The sequence below is a fragment of the Mycobacterium sp. E2479 genome (assembly GCF_001667925.1).
In the GTDB taxonomy this organism is placed as follows: domain Bacteria; phylum Actinomycetota; class Actinomycetes; order Mycobacteriales; family Mycobacteriaceae; genus Mycobacterium.
Genome location: NZ_LZJR01000026.1, coordinates 34508 through 51553 on the forward strand (window position 1 = coordinate 34508; position 17046 = coordinate 51553).

The window sequence follows — 17046 nt, forward strand, 5'->3', positions numbered from 1 at the left end:
CCGGGCTGGCCGTGCCTAGGTGCGGTGGTCGGCCCTGGTGGTCCGGGCCCCCGACCGTCGGCCCTGGATGCCCCAACGGGTGACTTTGACCAGGGCTTCGCGGATGTTGGATCCGCTCATCTTGGAAACACCGAGCTCACGCTCGGTGAAGGTGATGGGTACCTCGGTGATGGTGAACCCGTTGCAGATGGTGCGCCAGGTCAGATCGATCTGGAAGCAATAGCCCTTGGAGTCCACGCCGTCGAGGTCGATCGCCTCGAGCACCTCGCGGCGGTACGCGCGATAGCCGGCGGTGATGTCGTGCACACCGATACCGAGCGCCAGCCGCGCATAGGTGTTGGCCGTCCAGGACAGCGCCCAGCGCCGCTTCGGCCAATTGCGCACCGTGCCGCCCTCGACGTATCGCGACCCGATGGCCAGATCGGCGCCGGCGTCGACGGCGTCCAGCAAGCGGTGCAGCTGTTCGGGCGCGTGGCTGCCGTCGGCGTCCATCTCAACCAGCACCGAGTAATCACGGCTCAATCCCCACGCAAAACCCGCCAGATACGCCGCGCCCAGGCCGTCCTTGGCGGTGCGGTGCATGACGTGCGTGCGACCGGCGTCGGCCGACGCCAGCTCCTCGGCGAGCTGGCCGGTGCCGTCGGGGCTGCTGTCGTCCACCACGAGCAGGTGCACGTGCGGGCAAGCCTGTTTGAGCCGCCGGTGGATGACCGGGAGGTTCTCCAGCTCGTTGTAGGTCGGGATGATCACCAAGACGCGCTGGCTGGGACGATTGCCTGGGACTTGGGGCGCCGGCTGGCCGGTGGTCATGTAGCTCCTCTGTGTCGCCCGAGTTCGAAGAGTGTCGGCCGTCCTGGTCGGACGGGATGTGGTCAGTCGCCGACGTCCGCCCGGGGGTCGGGCGCGGTGTCTTCGGTCGTGCTCGTCGGACGGGGATCTGCCGGGGGTTTCACCGGCCCCGATTGGCGTGTGGACCTGAGACGTACCGAACGCGGGAACCATCCATTGTGCCGTATCCCGACCAGGATCACCGCTCCGGCCGCTAGGACCATCACCCATTGCAGCAGCGGCCCCCACCGCGTCGCCGGCGTCAGCCTCGTCTTCAGGCGCACCTGCATGTCCAGATAGGCGGGCTGGAAGAACTCGGTGCGGGCCAGCTCGCCGCCGTCGGGGGCCACCACCGCGCTGATCCCCGTGGTGCCGGCAACCACCACGTACCGGTCGTGTTCGACGGCCCGGACCTTGGCGAATGCGAGCTGCTGTTCACTCATCGTCTTGTTGAACGTCGCGTTGTTGGCCGGCACGGCCAACAACTGGGCACCGCCGAGCACCGCTTTTCTCGGGACGCGGTCAAAGATCACTTCCCAGCAGGTGGCCACGCCCACGGGCACCTCCGCGATGTGCACCACATCGGCGTCCTGACGGGGCACGAAACTTCCGGCGCGGTCCGCGTAACCGGACAGGTGCTTGAACAGCCACGGCATCGGCAGGTACTCGCCGAAGGGCTGCACGATTTCCTTGTCGTGGCGATCGGCCGGGCCGGTGGCTGGATTCCACACGATCATGGTGTTGGTGTAGTTCGGATCCTGCGGCGGGCGTCCTGGCACGTCAAGCACGCTGCCGATCAGGATCGGCGCGCCGATGGCCGCGGCGGCTCGCGAGATCTCCAGGGCGGCGTCGTCGTTGGCCAGTGGGTCGATGTCCGATGAGTCCTCCGGCCAAATGACGAATTGAGGTTGCGGAGCGGTCCCGGAACGCACGTCGTCGGCCAGCTGCAGGGTTTCCTGGACGTGGTTGTCCAGCACCGCGCGGCGCTGTTCGTTGAAATCGAAGCCCAGCCTCGGCACGTTGCCCTGTATGGCCGCGACCGTGACCGGCGGCTCACCACCCGACCCGGTACCGGCGTGGCGCACCTGCGGCCAAACAATGACGGACGCGAACAGCACCAGACAGATGCAGGTGCCGGGCAGCACCACCGCGGGCGGCGCCTGATCGGGGTGCACCGGATCTGCAGCGTGTTTGTCGCCGGCCACGCTGGACGCCGGATGCCCCGAGTGCCACCATTTCACGATCTCCAGCGCGATGGCTGTCGCGCTGAAGCCCACGAGCATGATCGCCATGGACAGCAGCGCAACGCCACCGAGCTGGACCAGCGGCAGGAACGGACCGTGCGTCTGACCGAATGCCACCGACCCCCATGGGAAGCCGCCGAACGGGACGCTTGACTTGAGCCACTCCTGGGCCGCCCATAACAGCGCGAACCAGATGGGCCAGCCGGGTAGCCCACGCACGATGACGGCGCAGAGGCCGAACAGGGCGGGAAACAGCGCCGACACGGTCGCGAGCGCAATCCACGGGATGGGCCCCACCAGGAGCCCCACCCACGGCAGCAGCGGCAGGTAGAACGCCAGCCCGAACAGAAAGGCGTAGCCCAGGCCACCGACCGGCGTAGTCGCGGGGTGCGTCAACACCCATGCCAGCAACGCGGCGGCCACCATGGCGCCCCACCACCAATTGAGGGACGGGAAACTGGCGCAGAACAGCAAGCCGGCAACCACTGCGCAACTCAACCGGGTTAGGCGGGGCAACATCGCGGCCTGGGCGCCGGGCAGTCGCGCAAACACCGCTGCCACCAGTGCGGTGGCGGCGCCGCGCGCCGCGCGTCCCAGCCGACCGCCGAACGCCGCATGTTCGCCGGGCGGTGCGGGTTGCGCGGCGCCTCCGTTTCCATCGTGCTCGTCGTCGTGCGCTTCGGGGTCGACCCCGACCTCGGCGGGCTGGTCGTCGCGGTCCGATTCGACCTCATCGCCGATCGGGTCGGTATGGGGCCGCGGGTCCGCGTCTACCGCATCGGTTTGATCCGCGGGCTCGTCGCCGCGCGACCAATGCCTAGCCATGGATGGCAGCGCCCCGATGCACCGTCCGCCGGCACCGGGGCAGGACGTCGCCGGGGCGCAATCGTGGCAGCGCAGGCACCCGTGAACGCGGGTCGGTCGACCAGCGCTGAACGGTGTCACGCGGGGCGTGCACCTCCAGGTCGCCGGCATCCCAGACGACGTACGAGGCCGGCGCTCCCGGCACCAGGGTGCCCGTCTTGCCGTCGCGGACACCGGCCGCCCGCCAACCGCCGCGGGTGGCGGCGGCGAACGCGGCCCGCGGCGAGACCCCGCTGCCGGGGGTGTGGTGGTTGACCGCTGCGCGCACGCTCACCCACGGATCGAAATCCGTGACCGGAGCGTCGGAACCTAGCGCGAGGGGCACGCCTTGGGATGCTAACAGCGCAAAGGGGTTGAGCCGACTGCCTCGCCGGGCACCGAGCCGCTGCGCATACATGCCGTCGACGCCGCCCCACAGCGCATCGAAATTGGGCTGCACACTGGCGATGACGCCCCACTGGCCCAGCTTGGCGGCCTGTTCCTCGCTGACCATCTCGACGTGCTCGAGGCGGTGCCCGCAGCGTGCGACCGCGACCGGTCCGAGGTCGGCGACAACGCGCTCGAGGGCACTGACCACCGTCGCGACCGCAGCGTCCCCGATGACGTGGAACCCGGCGGTGACTTCGGCCAGGGTGCATGCCCGCACGTGTGCCTCGACGGCATCGGAATCCAGATAGCAGTTTCCGGTGCGGTCCAGCGCATCCGTATAAGGCTCGCGCAGCCAGGCGGTCCGCGACCCCAGTGCCCCGTCGACGAACAGGTCACCGGCCAGCCCGCGGGCTCCGGTCGCCGCCATCAGCTCGCGGGCCTGGCTGGGGCTGCTCACCGCCTCGCCCCAATAACCGATCACCTCGACGCCGCGATCGAGGGCCCGCAACTGCAGCCAGTCGTCGATACCGCCGATCTCGGGACCGGCGCATTCGTGCACCGCGACGATGCCGGCCGCCGCGGCGGACCGCAATGCCGCGGTACGGGCTTCGGCGAGCTGTTCGGCCGTCAGCAGGCCTCGGGCAACGGCTCGCACCTGGTGATGTGCGTCGCCGGCCAGCGGCCCGTCGGCGCTGAAACCCGCTGCCGCCGGAAGTCGTCCCGCCAGCCGTCGCAGCCCCGTCGATGCGAGCGCCGAGTGCACGTCCACGCGGGCCAGATAAACGGGCCGGTCACCGACGACGGCGTCCAGGTCACCGGTGCCGGGCGGAGCGTTCTCCGGCCACGACGTTTCATCCCAGCCATGCCCCCACACCGGCCGGCCGGGGTGCGCGGCGGCGTAGTCGGCGACCATCTGCAGGCATTGCGCATACGAGGCCGCCGAACGCAGGTCCAGCCCGGTGAGCGTCAGCCCGGTGGCGGTGAGATGGATGTGGCTGTCGACGAACCCCGGCGCCACGAAACCACCCTGGAGGTCTTCGACAGCGGCGTCGGGAAACATGCGGCGGCCGACCTCGTCACCGCCCAGCCATGCCACGACGCCGTCGCGGATGGCCATAGCGGTCGCGTCCGGTTGGGCCGGGCTGTGCACCCGCCCGTTGACCAGCAGGACCACCGGTGCGGGGTTAACGGTCACGATCGGTCACAGGCCAAAACTACGTGCACGGGTCCGGGTGGCGATAACGGTGATCAGATGGTCGCGCGCGCCGCGTCAGCGTCCGTCGAATCGCTGCGGCCGCGCCGGCGCCTCGACGTCGCGGACATCGATGACCTCGCCGTCGATGTACTCGCCGCGTCCAGCGGCCGAGTAAGCCTCGCCGGGATATGCGGGTGGGTAAGGCTCCGCGCGGAGGGTGTTCGCGTAACTGAGTCCCGGCACCTGGCGGCGCAACTTGCGCATCGCCATGGCGCTCAACCCGGGCCCGACGGCCGACCGTACCGGCGGGATGAGCAGCAACAGGCCCAGCGCCGTGCTCACCAAGCCGGGCACCAGGACGAGGAGCGCCGCCAGACTGACCAGCGCACCGTCGCCGACCGCAGCGCGTTGTCCGGCCAGGCCCGAGCGCAGCTGCCCGATCCGGCGGATGAGGTGCGAACCCGCCAACGGGACCACGATCCCCCAGCCGAGCATGAAAGTGGCCAACATCGCCAGCAGGGTCCAGCCCCATCCGATCGTCGAAACCAACGCGAAGATCACCATGAGTTCGACGACGGCGTAGATCAGCAACAGCCGCGACACCATGACAGACCAACGTCCGCGGACTACGGCTAGTTCCCATGGTGCTCGCGGACGTGATTGCAGTTAGATGACGCTATGACGACGATTCAGATCGAAACCCCCGACGGACCGATCGATGCGTTACTGAGCACACCTTCGGGGCAAGGTCCGTGGCCGGGTGTGGTGGTGATCCATGATGCGATCGGCTACGGGCGAGACAAGCAGTCGATCAACGACCGCATCGCCGCGGCAGGTTATCTGGCGCTCACCCCGAATATGTATGCCCGCGGCGGCCGCATCCGCTGCATCTCCCGCGTCATGAAGGAGCTGCAGACCCAGCGCGGCCGCGCCCTCGATGACATCCTCGCCGCGCGCGATCACCTGAAGGCAATGCCCGAATGTTCCGGCCAGGTCGGCATCGCGGGTTTCTGCATGGGCGGCCAATTCGCTCTTGTCATGTCGCCCAAGGGTTTCGGCGCCTCCGCACCGTTCTACGGCGCTCCCCTGCCCCGCAACCTCGACAAGACGCTCGACGGCGCATGCCCGGTGGTGGCCAGTTTCGGCGGCCGCGACCCGCTGGGCCGGGGCGCACCCGAAAAACTGAACAAGACCCTAGCCGCCAAGAACATCACCTCCGATGTGAAGACATACCCGGGCGTCGGGCACAGCTTCGCCAACGAGCTGCCCGGCCAACCCCTGCTTCGCATAGCGGGTTTCGGCTACGACCGGGAGGCCACCGAGGACGCGTGGCAACGGGTGTTCGCGTTCTTCGGCGAGCATCTGGGAACGGACGCCGCACCGTAGTCGGCTAGCGCGCCGCGTTCAGCTTCTGCGACAGCGCCGTTGCGAACGTGTGGGTATCGCCGGGCCAGCGCGCCGACATGTAGTCGCCGTCGTCGACGACGAATGCGGGCCGCGAGTCGGTCGGCGTATCGCGCGCAATTCCCGAGGTTTTCAGCCGCCAGTTCGGTGATCCGCGGGTGACGTCACGGAAATCGGTGGGATCTTCAAGCGCGCGGGTGACTTCCGACTGCACCGACATGTACCCGCCGGGTTGGCCCGGTTCCTCGGTATAGGTCCGGTAGTAGTCGCGATCCCAGAACCGGGTGAATTGCGTGAGGCGCCAGGCCAACCGCTCCATTGCCCACGTCAAGGCCGTGGTCTTGCGTCCGTACAGGACGGAACGGCCGGTTTCGGGATCGATGCTGCGCGCGGCGAGAAGTACCCCGTGACAGATGGCCCCGACCGGCAGCCCCCGGGTGAAGGCCTGCACGACCAGCCGGTGCAGGATGTCGCTGTCGATGTAGCCGCGCATCCCGCGGGCGCGGTGGCCCCCTGGCAACAGCAGCCCGTCGATGCCGTCGAGGGTGGCGTGCGCCCACGTGATCGGATGTTGAAACTCCTTGGAGCGCAACATGTCCCGATAGGCATTGCGCCCGATCTTGTTGGCCCGCAGCGCCAGCCCGATCAACGGAATCGCGCCCAGGAGGGGCAGCGCGGACCAGAGGTCCAATCCGCGCCCCGTCACCATGATGTCGTCGGCCGCGCCGGGCGCGCCGGTCTCGGTCGCGAAGACCACACGGTGGCCGCTTCGCGTCAACACCTTCCAGCTGACCGCGACCTCGGTCGGGTCGAAGTCGCGGTCCGGGATCGGGATGAGGACAGTGGCCACGGCGCCTCGGCGGTTACGCCACCTTCAGTTCGAGTCCGACGTTGTTGTCCATGCCGCCGCGCAACTTGCTGAAGAAGTTGAACACCTTGCCCAGGACGCCGTAGCGCTTGCCGATCGCGTCGTAGACGGCAGCCGTTTCCGACTTGTCGAGGATGGCCGCAGTTCCCTCGACGGCCTCGCTGGTGGGCCGGCCGTTCATGGTGCAGGTGGCCAGCGTGACCCGTGGAGTGTTCCGGATCCGCTTGACCTTCCACGACTTTTCCTGGGTGATGACGAGCAGTCGGTCTCCGCGCTGTTTGTCCAGGGCCGCCCAGATGGGCGTCGGCTTCGGCTTGCCGTCCTTCGTGAACGTGGTCAGCAGGATGTACTGGCTCTTGGCAAGGTCGGCGAAGGTCGGTGTCACGGTGTCAACCTACGCCGCGCTTGGGCCGAAGTCAGCCTTCGAGGTCGCCCTCGGTTTCCAGCAGCGCCTGCCGGAGCCCGTCCAGCGTTTCCGGTTGCGGCGCCTCCCACATGCCGCGCCCGGCCGCTTCGAGCAGCCGTTCGGCCATGCCGTGCAGGGCCCAGGGATTCGATTCCGACATGAATTTCCGGTTCTCCGGGTCCAGGACGTAACGCTCGGTGAGTTGTTCGTACATCCAGTCGGCCATCACCCCGGCCGTCGCGTCGTAGCCGAACAGGTAGTCGACGGTGGCCGCCATCTCGAAGGCGCCCTTGTACCCGTGCCGCCGCATCGCCGTCATCCAGCGTGGATTGACGACGCGCGCGCGGAATACCCGGGTGGTCTCCTCTGACAGGGTGCGGGTGCGGATCGCGTCGGGGCGGGTGTTGTCGCCGATGTAGGCGGCGGGGGCCTGCCCGGTCAGCGCACGCACCGTAGCCACCATGCCGCCGTGGTATTGGAAATAGTCGTCGGAGTCGGCGATGTCGTGTTCGCGGGTGTCGGTGTTCTTGGCGGCCACCGCAATACGGCGGTACTGCCGGTTCATGTCGTCGACAGCCTCGCGGCCGTCCAGGTCACGGCCGTAGGCGAAGCCGCCCCACGCGGTGTACACGGCGGCGAGGTCGGCGTCGTCGCGCCAGTTGCGGCTGTCGATCAGCTGCAGCAATCCGGCGCCGTACGTACCGGGCTTGGAGCCGAAAATCCTTGTGGTGGAGCGGCGTTGGTCGCCATGCTGGGCCAGGTCGGCCTGGACGTGCGCACGGACGTAGTTCTCCTCGGCCGGCTCGTCGCGGTCGGCGACCAGTCGCACCGCGTCGTCGAGCATCGTCACGACATGCGGGAAGGCGTCGCGGAAAAACCCCGAGATCCGCACCGTCACATCGATGCGGGGGCGGCCCAGCTCGGCCAGCGGGATCGGCGCCAGGTCGACGACGCGCCGCGATGCGTCGTCCCATACCGGCCGGACGCCGAGCAGGGCAAGGACTTCGGCGATGTCGTCACCCGCGGTGCGCATGGCCGAGGTGCCCCACACCGACAGGCCGACGGATTGCGGCCACTGCCCGTGATCGTCGCGGTACCGAGTCAACAGTGAATCGGCAAGCGCGACACCGGCTTCCCAGGCCAGGCGGGACGGTACCGCTTTGGGGTCGACGGAGTAGAAGTTGCGCCCGGTGGGCAGCACATTGACCAGGCCGCGCAGCGGTGAGCCGGACGGGCCGGCCGGGATGAATCGGCCGTCGAGGGCGCGCAACACCTGCTCGATCTCAGCGGCGGTACCGGCGAGCCTTGGCACCACTTCGGTGGCAGCGAATCGCAGCACCGCGGCGACGTCGGGGTCCTCGGAAATCCGTTCGGCCGCGTCGGCGTCCCAGCCCGTCGCCTGCAAAGCGGCGACCAGCTCGCGGGCCACGACCTCGGTTTGATCTACCCTGACCCGCTCGTCGGTGCCGTCCTCGGCCAGGCCCAGCGCCTGCCGCAGGCCGGGCAGGGTGTGCTCGCCGCCGAACAGTTGGCGTGCCCGAAGGATCGCCAGCACCAGGTCCAGTTCGGCTTCTCCCGTTGGTTTTTGGCCCAGGATGTGCAACCCGTCGCGAATCTGAACATCCTTGATCTCACACAGCCAGCCATCGACGTGCAGCAGCATGTCGTCGAATGAGTCTTCTTCGGGTCGTTCGGTCAGGCCAAGATCGTGGTCCATCTTCGCGGCCCGGATGAGCGTCCAGATCTGCTGGCGGATGGCGGGCAGTTTGACCGGATCCAAGGCGGCGACGTTGGCGTGCTCGTCGAGCAACTGCTCCAAACGCGCGATGTCGCCATAGGATTCGGCGCGCGCCATCGGCGGGATGAGATGGTCGACGAGGACGGCGTGCGCGCGCCTTTTGGCCTGCGTGCCCTCACCCGGATCGTTGACCAGGAACGGGTAGATCAACGGCAGGTTGCCCAGGGCGGCGTCGGGCCCGCACGCCGCCGACATGCCCAGTGTCTTGCCGGGCAGCCATTCCAGGTTGCCGTGCTTACCCAGATGCAGAACTGCGTGCGATCCGAAGCCGGCGTCCAGCCAGTGATAGGCGGCCAAGTAGTGGTGGCTAGGCGGCAGGTCCGGGTCGTGATAGATGGCGACCGGGTTCTCCCCGAAGCCGCGGGGCGGCTGCACCATCAGCACCAGGTTATCCGATTGGATTGCGGCGATGACGATTTCGCCGTCGGGATCGTTGCTGCGGTCCACGAAGAGATTCCCGGGCGCCGGGCCCCAGTGCTCGGTCACGGCGTCGGTGAACTCGGTGGGCAGCGTGTCGAACCATTCGCGGTAGTCCTTGGCGGACACCCGGATCGGGTTGCCGGCGAGCTGGCCTTCGCTGAGCCAGTCGGGGTCTTGGCCGCCCCGTTCGATCAGCGCGTGGATCAGCGCGTCCCCGTCACCGGCCTCGACACCAGGCAGGTCGCCCACCCGGTAGCCGTGATCGCGCATCGCCTGCAGCAGCGCGACGGCGCTTGCCGGGGTGTCCAATCCGACCGCGTTGCCGATGCGGGCGTGCTTGGTGGGATAGGCCGAGAACACTACGGCTACGCGCTTATCCGCTGGGGCGACATGGCGCAGCCGCGCGTGGCGCACCGCCAATCCCGCGACCCGGGCGCAGCGTTCCGGGTCGGCGACATAGGAGATCAGCCCGTCTTCGTCGATCTCCTTGAAGGAGAACGGAACCGTGATGATGCGGCCGTCGAACTCGGGTACCGCCACCTGACTGGCCACGTCAAGCGGACTCAGGCCATCGTCGTTCGCGTGCCACTGAGCACGCGGGCTGGTCAAGCACAGTCCTTGCAGGATCGGAATATCGAGGGCGGCAAGGTGTTCGACGTTCCAACTGTCATCGTCGCCGCCGGCGGATACCGTGGCCGGCTTCAACCCTCCGGCCGCCAGGACGGTGACCACCATGGCGTCGGCGTCGCCGAGCCGTTGCAGCAGTCCGGATTCGGCGGTGCGCAGCGATGCACAGTAGATCGGCATCGGCCGCGCGCCGGCGGCCTCGATGGCCCGGCACAGCGCCTCGACGTAGCCGGTGTTGCCGGCCAGGTGCTGGGCGCGGTAGTACAGCACGGCGATCGTCGGGCCGTCGATATCGGTGGCGTTCGGCCGCCGCAGCTCTCCCCACGTCGGCGTCACGACCGGCGGGGCAAACCCGAACCCTGTCATCAGCACGGTGTCCGAGAGGAAGGCGTGCAGCTGGTGCAGGTTGTCCACGCCGCCGTGGGCCAGATAGATGTGTGCCTGCACCGCGATGCCGGCCGCCAGCGTGGACAGACCGGTCAACTCGGCGTCGGCGGCCTGTTCGCCGCTGACCAAAACCGTGGGCACCCCGCTGGCGATCACCGTGTCGATGCCGCTTTGCCAGGCCCGGTAGCCACCGAGGATCCGCACCACCACGATGGCGACGTCGGCCAGCAGGCCGGGCAGCTCGTCTTCCGAGACCCGCGACGGGTTGGCCCACCGATAGTTCTTGCCACTGGATCGGGCGCTGATCAGGTCCGTATCGGACGTCGACAGCAGCAGGATGGTCGGCTCAGCCACCCATCATTCGTACCGCAGTGTCGCCGCGATCCGGGCGGCGACCTCTGCACCCACCTCTCGCGCGTGTTCGCTCGTTCCCGGGACGTACCGGTCCGCGGCGGGATCGTAATCGGCGCCGGCGATCGACCCGTGATCTGCCGCCAGCTCCACCACGTCAACCGGCCAACCGATCTTGCTCAGGCGGGCCGCGAATTCGCGGCTGGCCCTTACCGGCACCGCGTCATCGTTCACGCCGTGCAGCAAGGTGAACGGGCCAGCGATATGGTCGGCCGACAGCAGGTCGGTCAAGACCCGACCGGAGAAGGGGTCGGGGGCCATGAACGCACCGGCCAGACAAACCGTGTGTCTGATCGCAATATCGAATTGACTCTGGTTCAGGGTGACTCCGGCTGCGGCCGCGCCCCCTAAAGACCAACCGACGAGCACGATGCCGTCGTCGGCGCGCTTGCGGGTGAACTCGAGCGATCCCAACAGGTCGGCCCGTCCGCCGTCTTCGGCGTGGGAATTCCAGTCCGGCGCCACCACGACGGCACCGTACGTCGCGAGCATGCCGGCCAGCGGTCCGACCGCGGCGCGGGCGTTGGTCTGCATGCCATGCCAGACCAGGACGGTGTGTTGCGCCGAATCGCCGAAGACATCGGCGAACCGTCCCGGGGCGTACTCGACCGTCTCCACGGGCACGAGTGTGCCCGCACGGCGGAGCCTTCAATCCTCGAGTGATCAGCCGGCGGCTCTCTCGGGTTCACGTCTGGGCGGCCATCGTCTTCGACTGGGGCCGTACCGTGGACGGGTGGCCAGGACGCGCGAGACGGACGCATGCCCGGGTGCGCTGCAGGTGCATCAGGCGGCCGACGGCGCGTTAGCCCGGATACGGCTACCCGGCGGCATGCTCACGGCCGGTCAACTGGCCGCGCTGGCCGCCGTCAGCAGTCAGTCAGGTTCGGGAACGCTCGAACTGACCGCCCGGGGCAACGTTCAGTTACGCGGGCTGACCGACGTCACCGCGGTCGCCGAGGCGCTCGCGGCCGTGGGGCTGTTGCCGTCCATGACGCATGAGCGGGTCCGCAACATCGTGGCGTCACCGCTGTCGGGGCGCTGCGGCGGCAACCTCGACGTGCGGCGCTGGGTCACAGAGCTGGACGCCGCGATCTGCGGCGAGCCCAGGCTCGCCGAGCTGGGCGGCCGGTTCTGGTTCAGCCTGGACGACGGCCGCGCCGACGTGTCGGGGCTGCGTGCCGATGTCGGCGTCCACGCGTTCGCCGAGGGCTGCGCGCTGTTGCTCGCCGGACGCGACAGCGGTGTGCGGCTGGCGGCCGGCGAGGTGGTCGAAACGCTGGTCAGTATCGCCCTGCGGTTCGTCGACATCCGCGGAACGGCTTGGCGTGTCCAGGAATTGGATGACGTTCGGCAGCTGCTACCTACTGCCGAGCCGCGCACCACCGCTTTTCCGGCCGTCACCAAGGCGCCGGTGGGCTGGATCGACCAGGACTGCCCCGGTCAGCAAGGCCGGGTGGCACTGGGCGCAGCGGTGCCGCTGGGTGTGCTGCCGGCACGCGTTGCTGAGTACCTGGCTGCGATCGAGGCGCCGTTGGTGATCACGCCGTGGCGCTCGGTGCTGGTGTGTGACCTCAGTGAAGAGGTGGCCGATATCGCGCTCCGGGTGCTGGCGCCCTTGGGCCTGGTGTTCGACGAGAACTCGCCCTGGCTCAGCGTCAGCGCCTGCACCGGCAGCCCCGGCTGCGCGCGCTCGGCCGCCGACGTGCGGGCCGACGCCGCGCAGTCGCTGGGTGCCGACTCGGCGGTGCACCGGCATTTCGTCGGTTGCGACCGGGCGTGCGGCAGTCCGCTCGCCGGTGAGGTGCTGGTGGCTACGCCAGACGGGTACCGACGGCTGTAGCCGGGCGCAGCTGGTCGGTACGCCGACAAGCTTTAGGGTGAGCGAGTGCTCGACTACATTCGCGACGCGGCGGAGATCTATCGCCGGTCGTTTGCGACGATCCGTGCCGAAGCCGACCTGGCGCGATTCCCGGCCGCTGTGGCACAGGTGGTGGTGCGGTTGATCCACACCTGCGGCCAGGTCGACGTCGCCGAGCACATCGCGTTCACCGACGACGTCGTCGAACGGGTCGGTACGGCCCTGCGCAGCGGCGCTCCCGTGCTGTGCGACTCGTCGATGGTGGCCGCCGGGATCACCACCGCACGATTGCCGGCCGACAACCAGGTGGTCTCGCTGGTGGCCGATCCGCGGGCGGTTGAGTTGGCCGCACGACGGCAGACGACCCGCTCCGCGGCCGCGGTGGAGCTGTGGGCAGACCGGCTGCCCGGCGCCGTGCTGGCGATCGGCAACGCCCCGACCGCGTTATTCCGGCTGCTCGAGCTGATCGACGACGGAGTTGCCCCACCGGCCGGGGTGCTGGGTGGGCCGGTGGGGTTCGTCGGGTCGGCGCAGTCCAAACAGGAGCTCGTCGACAACCCGCGCGGAACGTCGTATCTGGTGGTGCGGGGCCGTCGTGGGGGCAGTGCGATGGCCGCCGCCGCCGTCAACGCGATCGCGAGCGATCGAGAGTGACCGCCCGCGGCACGCTATGGGGCGTCGGGTTGGGGCCCGGTGATCCGGAATTGGTGACCGTCAAGGCCGCCCGGGTGATTGGCGAGGCCGACGTGGTGGCCTATCACAGCGCCCGGCACGGTCGCAGCATCGCCCGCGGTATCGCCGAACCCTATCTACGGCCGGGACAGATCGAAGAGCACCTGGTCTACCCCGTCACCACCGAGACGACCGACCATCCTGGCGGCTATTCCGGCGCGATCGAGGATTTCTACGTCGAGGCCACCAAGCGCATCGCGGCGCACCTCGACGCCGGCCGCAATGTGGCCCTGCTGGCCGAGGGTGATCCGCTGTTCTACAGCTCCTACATGCATCTGCACACCAGGCTGACCGAGCGGTTCGACGCGGTCATCGTGCCCGGCGTCACCTCGGTGAGCGCGGCCTCGGCGGCCATCGCCACACCGTTGGTGGCCGGCGACGAGGTGCTGTCGGTGCTGCCGGGCACCTTGCCGGTCGACGAGCTGACCCGTCGGCTCGCCGACGCCGACGCCGCCGTCGTGCTCAAGCTCGGGCGCTCGTATCACGCTGTGCGGGAAGCGCTTTCGGCATCTGGACAGCTTGACGACGCGTTTTACGTGGAGCGGGCCAGCACCTCCACCCAGCGCATCTTGCCCGCAGCCGACGTCGACGAGGCCGGCGTTCCGTACTTTGCGCTGGCCATATTGCCGGGCGGCCAGCGTGGACGGCGCACGCCGGCCACCGGACACGTCACGGTGGTGGGCTTGGGCCCCGGCGACATGGACTGGATGACGCCGCAGACCCGGCGCGAGCTTGCCGCGGCGACCGACCTGATCGGCTACGGCCGCTACTTGGACCGCGTGCCGGCTCGCGACGGCCAGCAGCGCCACGCCAGCGACAACCGCGACGAGCCCGAACGGGCTCGGTTGGCATGCGCGCTGGCCGAGCAGGGTCGTGCCGTGGCGGTGGTTTCGTCGGGTGACCCGGGCGTGTTCGCGATGGCGACCGCGGTGCTGGAAGAGGCCAAGGAATGGCCGGGTGTGCAAGTCCGGGTGATTCCGGCGATGACCGCCGCCCAAGCGGTGGCCAGCCGGGTCGGCGCCCCGCTGGGGCACGACTATGCGGTGATCTCCCTGTCCGACCGCCTCAAGCCGTGGGAAGTGATCTGCGCGCGACTGCAGGCCGCCGCGGCCGCCGACCTGGTGCTGGCGATCTACAACCCTGCTTCCAAGACGCGAACCTGGCAGGTCGGCGCGATGCGCGACATATTGCTGGACCACCGCGAACCCGGCACTCCGGTGGTGATCGGCCGCAACGTGTCCGGCCCCGACGAGGACGTCCGGGTGGTCCGGTTGGTCGATCTCAATCCCAGCGAAATCGACATGCGCTGCCTGCTGATCGTCGGTTCGTCGCAAACCCAGTGGTACTCACACGATTCCACCGACCGGGTCTTCACACCGCGGCGCTACCGGGCCTGAAACAGGCTCATCCTGACTGCCTTACTCCTCCTCACCCCGCTCCGCGGGCCGCATCGTCGCAAGGCTCATCCTGACTGCCTTACTCCTCCTCACCCCGCTCCGCGGGCCGCATCGTCGCAAGGCTCAGCCGCGATCCCAGGTGCTCGGCATCATCGGCACGGTCGGGCCGTCGCTCAATCCGTCGCGGGTCAGCGTCGCCAACCCCGCGGCTTGCGCGGCATCGGATTTGGCTGCGACACCGGCGAATCCGAGCGGCCCCGCGCCCACATCGGAAGCCAGAGGGGACCCGTCGAGGTCGAGGTCCATGTACTCGTAGCGGTAGGCGTGGTCTTTGGCTTCTGCCCCGCGACGTCGACGTCTGCGCAACCGCTCAACGGCCGATGCCGCGGTGGCGGCCGGTTCCTCGGCGTCGTCGAGCGCCGGCTCTTCCGACTTCCTGCGCGCGCGGCTGCTAGCACTACTGCTTGACGACAATCCCGCCAGGCCGACCGCGTACTGGATGTCGGTCATGCCGGCGCCGACACCATCCGTGATGCCCGGACCGAAGCCGGCGCCCGGACCGCCGCCGGCCGGGCCGCCACCGGACGCCGTGGCCGCACTTGGCGCCGGGCTGGAAACCGTGGCACTGCTCGCGTTTGCCGGGGTACCGGCGGACATCGTCGGCGTCGGAGCCGGCGTGGCACCCATCGGAGCCGGCGGTGCCGTCGGCAACGGCACGCTTACCGGCGGCGCAACGCCGGCGGCACTCACAGCACCAGCGACGGCCGCGGCAATGCCGGCACCGGCAGCTGCGGCGACCGGAACGACGAGTAGCAGGGCAGGGGCCAGCAGTGCCGCCGTCTCAACCGCTTGTACCAAGGGCCACACGAGCATCAACGAGTGAAAGGTGAACCAGGCCAGCGCTGTCGCCAGCGCCGGGGTCATGCCGGGGATGTTCATCAGCTGAGCGGCCAGCCCGTTGGCAAAGGAAACGGCGTCAATCGGCCAGCCGTCGGGGTATATCTCCTTCCCGAGCGGCCAAAGGACGTTTTGGGTGAAATCGGAGAGTTCTTGCGCAAGCTGGTCCTGCCATGAGGTGGGCGGCGGAGTGTCGGAAGCGGTATCGGTTGCCGCTGCCTGGACCTCGCCGCCCGGAGTGACTATCTGGGGCGCGGGCGTCGTCGCCGGAACCGCCGCCAGCGCGGATTCGCTTACGGCCTGGTAGGTGGTCATCGTCGTGGCGGCTTGCACCCACATGCGTGCGTAGTCGGCCTCGTTCACCGCGATCGGGATGGTGTTGATGCCGAAGAAGTTCGTCGCGACCAGCGTCGCGTGTGTCGCGTGATTGGCCACGAGCTCGGGGATCGTCGGCATCGCGGCCAGCGCCGCCGTGTACGCGCCTGCGGCCGTCTCATGTAGCGCCGCGGCGGTCGTGCTCTTGGTGGAGTTCTCCACCAGCCAGGTCAGATAAGGGGCATGCGCCGCCACGTACTGCTCGGCGCTCGGCCCTTGCCATGCGCCACCCTGCGTGGCGCTCAGGAGTGCGCTGAGCTCTTCCGCCGCCTCGGCGTATTGGGCGCCCATCGAAGACCACGTCGCCGCGGCGGCGAGCAGCGGCCCAGGTCCCGGACCGCTGCTGAGCAAGGTCGAGTGCACTTCGGGCGGAAAGGCGATCCAGATGGGGGCGGTCATCGTCGAAAGCCATCGGGCAAGGACACGAACACCTCTTCGGTCAACGTCATGGGGCGGCGGGCTGGCGATGCTTGCGTCCAGTGGTCGGTTCAACGCACGGTTTAGTTCCCGGTATTTGTTTTCACGTGCTCTTTGCGCGCTCGCCGGCCATGCGCAACGATGCAGGGATGCGGTGTGAGGTTGCGCGGGAAGCGCTGTCGGCTCGATTGGACGGCGAGCGTCCCCAGGTACTCGCGCAGCAAATCGATGCCCATCTCGAATCCTGCCGCAGCTGCCGCTCCTGGCTGATCGGTGCGGCGGCGCAGACGCGCCGGCTGGCCTCGGTGAACCCCGGCGACGGGCCCGACCTGGTCGACAAGATCATGGCCAGCATCGGCGAGCAACCGACCGGACACCGAGCTCGGATGCGCTGGCTGCGAACGCACTACCGGCGGTGGGGCCTGATCGGCGTGGGCCTTTTCCAGGTCGCTATTGCCGCCGCTCAGATCAGCGGCATCGATTTCGGCATGGTATCCGGTCATATGCACGGCGCGATGTCCGGCGAGCATCTGATGCACGAGTCGACGG

At 68.7% G+C, this 17046-nt stretch carries 12 protein-coding genes and 2 pseudogenes; 5 read left to right on the forward strand and 9 right to left on the reverse strand.

Features of this window, described 5'->3' with window-relative positions; translation table 11 throughout:
• Positions 1-15: 15 nt before the first annotated feature.
• The 4 genes and pseudogenes from A5686_RS28305 to A5686_RS03215 form a co-directional block, all read right to left on the reverse strand.
• Positions 16-859: pseudogene (locus tag A5686_RS28305) on the reverse strand (polyprenol monophosphomannose synthase); the annotation flags it as partial.
• Between the two features lie 130 nt (positions 860-989).
• Positions 990-2591, reverse strand: a pseudogene (gene lnt, locus A5686_RS28310) (apolipoprotein N-acyltransferase); the annotation flags it as partial.
• 298 nt (positions 2592-2889) lie between these two features.
• Complete coding sequence (locus tag A5686_RS03210; protein ID WP_369829667.1) at positions 2890-4422, reverse strand: amidohydrolase; 1533 nt, start codon at positions 4420-4422, stop codon at positions 2890-2892.
• Positions 4423-4575: 153 nt separating this feature from the next.
• Positions 4576-5106 carry an FxsA family protein gene (locus tag A5686_RS03215; protein WP_067930974.1) on the reverse strand — a complete coding sequence of 177 codons (531 nt, stop codon included), beginning with the start codon at positions 5104-5106 and terminating at the stop codon, positions 4576-4578.
• Between the two features lie 72 nt (positions 5107-5178).
• Between A5686_RS03215 and A5686_RS03220 the strand changes: the two genes are divergently transcribed.
• Positions 5179-5886 (forward strand): dienelactone hydrolase family protein, encoded by a 708-nt coding sequence (locus A5686_RS03220; protein WP_067930977.1) that lies wholly within the window; start codon positions 5179-5181, stop codon positions 5884-5886.
• 4 nt (positions 5887-5890) lie between these two features.
• Here A5686_RS03220 and A5686_RS03225 read toward each other — a convergent pair whose 3' ends face one another.
• From A5686_RS03225 to A5686_RS03240, 4 genes are read right to left on the reverse strand one after another with little or no spacing between them, the layout of a single operon-like run.
• Positions 5891-6754 carry a type 1 glutamine amidotransferase domain-containing protein gene (locus A5686_RS03225; protein WP_067930980.1) on the reverse strand — a complete coding sequence of 288 codons (864 nt, stop codon included), beginning with the start codon at positions 6752-6754 and terminating at the stop codon, positions 5891-5893.
• A gap of 13 nt (positions 6755-6767) precedes the next feature.
• On the reverse strand, positions 6768-7157 hold the full coding sequence (locus tag A5686_RS03230; RefSeq protein ID WP_067930982.1) for a PPOX class F420-dependent oxidoreductase: 390 nt from the start codon (positions 7155-7157) through the stop codon (positions 6768-6770).
• 31 nt (positions 7158-7188) lie between these two features.
• The gene (cobN, locus tag A5686_RS03235) at positions 7189-10764 is read right to left on the reverse strand and encodes a cobaltochelatase subunit CobN (protein ID WP_067930985.1); all 3576 of its coding nucleotides are present in this window, start codon (positions 10762-10764) and stop codon (positions 7189-7191) included.
• Between the two features lie 3 nt (positions 10765-10767).
• Entirely contained in the window at positions 10768-11439 is a 672-nt protein-coding gene (locus A5686_RS03240; RefSeq protein WP_067930988.1) for a S9 family peptidase, read from the reverse strand.
• A gap of 115 nt (positions 11440-11554) precedes the next feature.
• Here A5686_RS03240 and cobG point away from each other — a divergent pair, with 115 nt between their 5' ends.
• Genes cobG through A5686_RS03255 form a run of 3 tightly spaced genes read left to right on the forward strand, consistent with a single transcriptional unit; the run spans position 11555 to position 14808 of the window.
• On the forward strand, positions 11555-12661 hold the full coding sequence (cobG, locus tag A5686_RS03245) for a precorrin-3B synthase (RefSeq protein ID WP_067930991.1): 1107 nt from the start codon (positions 11555-11557) through the stop codon (positions 12659-12661).
• Between the two features lie 45 nt (positions 12662-12706).
• On the forward strand, positions 12707-13333 hold the full coding sequence (locus A5686_RS03250; RefSeq protein ID WP_067930994.1) for a precorrin-8X methylmutase: 627 nt from the start codon (positions 12707-12709) through the stop codon (positions 13331-13333).
• Positions 13330-14808, forward strand: a complete 1479-nt coding sequence (locus tag A5686_RS03255; protein ID WP_067930997.1) for a precorrin-2 C(20)-methyltransferase — start codon at positions 13330-13332, stop codon at positions 14806-14808. Before A5686_RS03250 ends, A5686_RS03255 begins: the two co-directional genes overlap by 4 nt.
• Positions 14809-14931: 123 nt before the next feature.
• Here the strand turns inward: A5686_RS03255 and A5686_RS03260 are convergent, their stop codons facing one another.
• The gene (locus A5686_RS03260; protein ID WP_067931001.1) at positions 14932-16479 is read right to left on the reverse strand and encodes a PPE family protein; all 1548 of its coding nucleotides are present in this window, start codon (positions 16477-16479) and stop codon (positions 14932-14934) included.
• A 167-nt stretch (positions 16480-16646) separates the two neighbouring features.
• Between A5686_RS03260 and A5686_RS03265 the strand changes: the two genes are divergently transcribed.
• A partial coding sequence (locus tag A5686_RS03265; RefSeq protein WP_156749914.1) for a DUF2275 domain-containing protein occupies positions 16647-17046 on the forward strand: 400 nt, incomplete at its 3' end.